The organism is Facilibium subflavum, assembly GCF_003574485.1.
GTDB lineage: Bacteria > Pseudomonadota > Gammaproteobacteria > Francisellales > Francisellaceae > Facilibium > Facilibium subflavum.
The window spans coordinates 1-6571 of record NZ_QLIT01000008.1; the positions used below are offsets into that span (position 1 = coordinate 1).

Below are 6571 nucleotides of genomic sequence, written 5' to 3' on the forward strand. Positions count from 1 at the left end.
ATTGGTTCACAGAACCTAAACAAAAGATAATAATTAAACAAAAAAGGGGTTGCACCGTGAATGAAGAGCAAAAAAAATTAATAGAGGCAGATGCATCTAATCTAGGAAAGATAGCCCAAGAAAGTCGAACACTCGAAATATGTAAATTTGCTTTGGAGAAGGCAGGCGTATTTAACTATGAACAGATTTTAAAATTAGTTCCAAAAGAGATTGCCTCTGAACATTTATACGAGCTGTATGACAGTGCATCTACCAACAAAATATTACTTCAAAGAGAGCATAAGTTTTTTAATGTGATGACACTTAAAGGTTGTGACGTTAATGAACCTAGTTTCCTTGATGAGTTTGCTAAAAAGCATCCAAACGAGTTCTTTTCTACGCTTAAAAATGGTAATATTGAGGTAACTAATGAAAATTATACAGTGTTTAAAACTAACATCTTAAATGATAAAGATTTATTTTATGTCTTGCCAGTAGAGTCAGAGTTACAACAAAAATTGATTTTGGACTTATTGGCAACTGATAAAGCATTACATTCAAAGTTAAGTGCTATTGATTTTACTGGTCAATCAAAATCCATTGAGATTGATGTTAATGAGCAATTAAATTTTTTAACAAGTTTAATTAATGATAACATCCAATATTTACAATATATTGATCCAGAAAAGGTTGATCAGGATATTCTGTCAAAATTATATGTGGATGAAAATTTCAAAAAATTATTGGAAAAGGATGATGATAATTCAAATCTTTTTAATCTTGTCATTAAACTTCCAAGTGACCACATATCGAATTATTTAGCGGATAAAATACTCAATGCGAAAATTCCTAAAGAACGAGTAAAAGATATCTATGGCTGTGAAAGATTTTTAAATGAAAAACTTTATATTGCACTAAAGAATAAAAATGCTGGTAAAACAGTTGAGGCATTAAATCAATTAATGGAGGGAGGTCATCTTATTTATGAGTATGATAATCAAGAAATACAGCAATTTTTGCAAAAACACTTATTGGATATTAAAATTCCAGATTTCAAAATATCTCCAGTAGATCATACGACCTATTTGGGCTTAAAGTTAAAAGCGGCGTGTGGATTGAATGATGAAGAAAAAATTAAGCAAATTATAATCGAATGTATCGAAAACAATATATTTATTAATGAATTAAACGATTTGCTTGAGCATGAAAGCTATAAAAATTTATTACCAAAATACGAAAGTCAAAAGCTTATGCCTTATGCTTTCATAAACCAAAGTGATCGAGAAAAATTGCCAAAAACGATTCCAAATCTAATTGTGGTTGAAGATACGCTTGGCAGTGATTTCGAACAAGTGGCGGCAGCTCACGTATATGCTAAAAATGCAAAAACGCCCGTGATTGTGATGACAAGTGATGAATTTAAGGCACTTGATTTGAGTTATAGCATCGATAAATTAACTTTAATGGGACATTCTGGCAGTGCTACAAATGGGATTAATGGCTTAAGTATTGATAAAATTTCGCAAAAAATAATCGATCATAAGATTAAAAAATGTACGACATTTACCTGCTCAGGTGCGAACGATAAAGGTATTGATGCAAAAGAATATGATCAACAAATCAAAACGAAGCTAAAAGATAATCCGCATGTTAAAGCATTAGAGAAATTTTTTCATGAAGCCTATGATCAGGCAAGTGAACGCATTGAGTATATTCAAAATACGATTAAAAATTTAAATGAAACAGATAAAGTAAATCAACCTTATAAAAACGCAATTAAAGATTTTACGAATAAACTGTTAAATAAGATCAACACATTCAAACCAAATTCAATTGAATATTTGGAGGCAGTTAAAAAACAAAGTGAGGCATTTATCAAAGAAACGGCTGAAAATAAAAACACGGCCATAAAGGAATTTAAAGAAAAATTTCCACTACAAGCCAAGCATGAATATCAAAGTTTTTTAACAGATGAACAAGAAAAACATCAACATGAAATACAAGAAGATGGAGATAAAAGTCATTTTAAAAGTATTAACTATCAAAAGATAATCAAAGTTGAAAAACAGCCAGAAGGTACAGATTATGCTACTTGGTTTGGTGATAAAGGTGAGCATAAATTTCTCGAGGAACTGGCAGATAATCTAACTCGAAAAATGGTTGATCAGGAAGTCTCAAGAGAAGTTGGCATTTCAAGCTATATTAATCCAGCTTATCCTGATTTAAAACAAGGGAAACTAATTGGTTTAACACCAGATTTTAATGATAAATTTGATCCAAATACTTTTTCTTATAAAGATAATACTTTAAATGATATACAGAAACATACATTAAACAGTCAGTTAAATTATACGGGTTCAGATAAGCAAGATACATTTTGTAAATTTAATTTGGAAAAGAAAAAGTATTGCATCAATACATTACCTTTTGAAATATATAGTAAACTGCACACCGATTCTCTTGAAAACGATGTAAAAATGGCTGAGGTGGCTAGGTGAGTAAAGTAGACTTTTATCCATTTTCTATGGGTTATAAGGAATATCAAGCCTTTAGTCAGACAAAACAATATCAGTTGTTAAAGGAAGATGTAGTTCAAAAGCTTGATGCTAGGTGCAGTTATTGCCATATATGTGTAGATGAAGATGAGATGCCTAAAGCGATCATAGCGCCTACATCTTCTGGCTATAACACAAAGAGTGAACACTGGTATTTTTATTGCAGTCTATGCGCAAAACTTCGATTATTTGATCGCTACAGTTTACCGTATGACGGAAAAGATCAAATAATTTATTTGCCAGAGATGTCACAAATTGAGTTAAATCACTTATATCGTGCAGTGACAAAACACATCAACCAAAAAACACCACACTCGCTTAAAGCAAAAACATACTATGCAGAGCTTGCCAGTTTAAGCAGCGCTTTAAAAGATAAGAATGGTCTTGATTTAAGCCAGCCTGGTGTTTTAGCATTTTGTCTGCAAAATCAAGCAGAAAGAATTACAAACGTAATCACTAATATTCGTTTATTGCCTGCATTGTAGCAATGTCCCCCCCCTTTTTTTTTGCTTATTCACTTTAGTATTTATAAGTCTTCTGTCATTAAATAACGCATGTGATGATGCGCTTTTGCTATTTGGATAAAGAGTTCATAGCGGTTGTTTACTAAGAGTTTCCGAATCATAGATGCCATAACACTTTCAACAGTTCTTACAGAACGGCATAAGTAATCAGCAATTTCCTTTGCTTCATAATTACCTTGATAAATAGCAATAAAGCAGCGGTTTTCGGCCTTGCTTAAGGTCTTGAATTTACAATGAGGTAAACCCTCTACCGTATGTGTAGAATGTTGTAAGAAGCAGGGTGGGGTTTTATTTTGGTATGTAAACAACTTTATATCATGAATAAGCGTTGGGTAAGCTTTTTCTATGAGGTTGTGCAGTACGTTAATGTAATAACTAAATTCATACTGCCTACCGAGCTCCTCATATTCTTTATTAAGATAAATAAACAAAGTGCTTATACTATTGTTAGAATTGTATTTAAGCATAATAGGTAATTGGTATAAGGTGCTATCAGTGACCTGCATTTTTTCAGGATAGCTTGCGGCAAGCCTTGCTTTATAATCGTTCGTGATAATAGGGGGAAATTGAATTAAATTACTATAGCTTTTTAGTAAGTTTTTGTGCAGATTTGACGTTTGTATATAAGTATTAAAGCATGGATGGAATATTAACGGAATTTCAATATTGATATTATTCTTATCTGTATATAAATAATAAAGCCCATCTACTGGGAAAGGAAGCTCCGCATATTTGATGAGTTGCTTAAATCGCCGCTGATATCTTTTCCAATGATGTTGATAAATTTCTTGAATTGAAGTCATTTAAGCCTCATTAATATATTACTTAATTTCGTCTTGAGAAATATCTATTTTCCTGTTAAAGCGTTAACAAGAAAAGCGTAAAACTACTTGTTTTTAGGTAAAAGGTAATAACTGGAGTTACACACTTTCAGGAATTTTGTCGTGCTATCGTGCAAGAAAACGCTTTACAAAAACAATGACACTTAAAATCAATAAGTTTCCACTAATCCTTGGGGTTATATGCAAGCTTTGCCATCCGTGATTGGCAAGCGTAGCCGTTACTAGAAGTGTGCATCAACGTTACCCTCGCTTGGTGGGAATCGACGTGACAATCGTAAGTAACTAAGACAGTAATGGCCAAAACCAAAAGCTACCTTTTAGGTTTTCTGCAATTGGATCAGCCTTTGCATACGCCCCAACCGTTATTGGTCAGGAACAAATCTTGCATGGACAGCCGCCAAGCGGCTGTGACAGATGAGGTGGTATACAAAAATAGCAAAGTGCGTAACTATTGAATATTTTTTGAAAACTGCACAGCTATTTGATTCATTAAAGCCCAATAAGCTTGTTCTTGTGGAACTTTAAAGTGTTCAGCAACGACATTTGAGATAGAAACAATTGCTTTTGCGAAGCTGTTTTTATCTGCTGCCTGCTGAATAAATTGATAGCTTGTTATTTGGTTAATATCAGCACGCATCATAAACAATAAAGCCTCATAACTGTCTTTTGTGCCAGATTTTTCCTCAAAACGATGTACAGCATCTTTAACTTTTTGTGGAATTTTAAGTGTGAAAATGGTAACACCAAACACCTTAACAGGTTGGTTAACATTTAAAATCTGTTCTAGTGCTTGATTAAGATCAACAACAGCTTGCGTAACGCCTTTTATTGTTGCATTTTCTCGTAACAATGTGATATTTGACTTTAATATTTCTGGGGAAACGTTATATAGGTTATCAATGGTTTGCTTTTTGACTTGCTTATAAGCGTTTTGTGTATCGACCTGTAGCTGGTATGCCATTTCATTGATATGAACATAAGTATTTTTTGCATGTTCCAGGCCTTTTTTCTCAATGCTTGAAATACCATAGATTGTCATATAGTTTGTTAAGTGATTAAAATCTTGCGCTTTCTCACTGCTGTCCTGGTTTTCCCAAAAAGCAACACGTGCCTGCCAGGCTTTATCAAAAGCTGTTTTATACTCACCTAAATGTCTATCCATTTCTGGAATCTCATTTATGTTTTGTGCAGCAGCGTACAAAGCTTGTATAGATTCTTTTGACTGATTAATGACAATATTAACCTGCTTATCCTGTTTATAGGCACTGTAGTCTTTAATAGTCAAATCAGCCAGTGATATCCCTGTTGCCACCATTTGCAAGTATGATTTTTGATCAGCAGCATTGTAAAATGCCTTAAGCTGCTTAATACTCTCGGGGCTGCCACTTAAACTTTTATCTGAGAAATCTTGCAAAGATTGACGTACGTCTTGTTGTGTGACTGTAATATTTTCATTTGAAGTGCCTCCGGCATGGACTACACCGGTTAAGCCAAGTGTTATTGCAATAGAAGTTGCTAATATACCCTTTCTCATTTTGTTTCCTTCTTTGTTTTGATTTCATACAATTTTTTTGCGCTATAGCTAAACGCAATATTAATGTAATGTTAATCACAGGTAAAAAATAGCGTAAATATACGCTTTTATAAGTGCCCCATAAATGCAAAACATGATGCAGAAATGCATTTGGCTTATTTTATGCGTAGTATTACGATTTTATTTCTTGATAGATGTTTTATTATTTTGCAGAAAGTTTAATACGCTCATAAAGGAACTAAAGATGGATTATGATCTTATTATTGCAATTAACTTTTCCAAGTTTAATGAAAGCAACTTTGAAAATGATGTGTTTAAATTTGTTAAGGCCACTGCTTTAGATGAATTTGATCTTAAAGCATTTGAATATAAGCATCAAAACTTAGTACAAGAGGATCCATATATCGGTATTTATCAGTATACAAAAAATGATAAAGCATTCCCTTTGAGGCGTTTTGATGACAAAGTATGCCAAAATCAAATACCTGTAATAAACTTAACATGCCCGCTTCAAGGGGAGTTCTTTCAGCAATATTTGGCGTTATTGCAAAGTTCTATCAATAAACTTAAAGCAATACAGGACATCAAAAGTGCAAAAATTTATATATGTGGGCATGGTAAAGATATCAATTCCTTGGGCACTGGAGATGATAAACTAAATAATGGATGTGTTATATATGAGTGCGCCAAGCAAAGCTAAGGCAATCAAGCTGGACAATCCAGCCCAGAAAAAGGCTAGCCACCAGTCTGGAACCGAACTACACATAATGCAAGGTAACGAACATTATGAAGCTGTAGTAAGGGCGGTCTATCAGCCACAACGCGAGTGAAGGTATTGAGCCCCGTAATATACCATCGTCGCACCTGATCAAGGTTTTCATATGCCTGAAATCAGCACTACGCAATACGTAAAGGCGAGTATGCGTGGAGGTGTCGGGGTCTGAGTCCGTAGCGGGTAGATGAACTGATTGCTTTGGAACTTGGGAGAACCTTGCTATTTCTGAATGCTTATCTTGGAGCCTACAAAGCTAGAGATAAACTTAGCAAGGTAGCTCGACTAGCTCCTAGTGGAGGTGTAAAGAGGTTATTGCCCTTCGAGTTTTAATCTCACTTGACGGGGATTGTCTTCATACGACC

Annotated in this window: 6 protein-coding genes; 4 read left to right on the forward strand and 2 right to left on the reverse strand. The window is 33.9% G+C overall.

Annotated features, from left to right (window positions below; translation table 11 throughout):
• Positions 1–56 precede the first annotated feature (56 nt).
• Together DNK84_RS01160 and DNK84_RS01165 are read left to right on the forward strand one after the other, a co-directional pair.
• Positions 57–2477 carry a hypothetical protein gene (locus DNK84_RS01160; RefSeq protein WP_119342746.1) on the forward strand — a complete coding sequence of 807 codons (2421 nt, stop codon included), beginning with the start codon at positions 57–59 and terminating at the stop codon, positions 2475–2477.
• Positions 2474–3019, forward strand: coding sequence for a hypothetical protein (locus tag DNK84_RS01165; protein ID WP_162902141.1), 546 nt, complete (start codon positions 2474–2476; stop codon positions 3017–3019). Before DNK84_RS01160 ends, DNK84_RS01165 begins: the two co-directional genes overlap by 4 nt.
• Positions 3020–3060: 41 nt before the next feature.
• Here the strand turns inward: DNK84_RS01165 and DNK84_RS01170 are convergent, their stop codons facing one another.
• Positions 3061–3861, reverse strand: coding sequence for a helix-turn-helix transcriptional regulator (locus tag DNK84_RS01170; RefSeq protein WP_119342748.1), 801 nt, complete (start codon positions 3859–3861; stop codon positions 3061–3063).
• Between the two features lie 487 nt (positions 3862–4348).
• Positions 4349–5434: a hypothetical protein gene (locus tag DNK84_RS01175; protein ID WP_119342749.1), complete on the reverse strand. Its 1086-nt coding sequence runs from the start codon at positions 5432–5434 to the stop codon at positions 4349–4351.
• Between the two features lie 244 nt (positions 5435–5678).
• Here DNK84_RS01175 and DNK84_RS01180 point away from each other — a divergent pair, with 244 nt between their 5' ends.
• Both DNK84_RS01180 and DNK84_RS14165 read left to right on the forward strand, forming a co-directional pair.
• Positions 5679–6134, forward strand: a complete 456-nt coding sequence (locus DNK84_RS01180; RefSeq protein ID WP_119342750.1) for a hypothetical protein — start codon at positions 5679–5681, stop codon at positions 6132–6134.
• Complete coding sequence (locus tag DNK84_RS14165; RefSeq protein ID WP_162902112.1) at positions 6112–6264, forward strand: hypothetical protein; 153 nt, start codon at positions 6112–6114, stop codon at positions 6262–6264. The genes DNK84_RS01180 and DNK84_RS14165 overlap by 23 nt, the downstream gene beginning before the upstream one ends.
• Positions 6265–6571 lie beyond the last annotated feature (307 nt).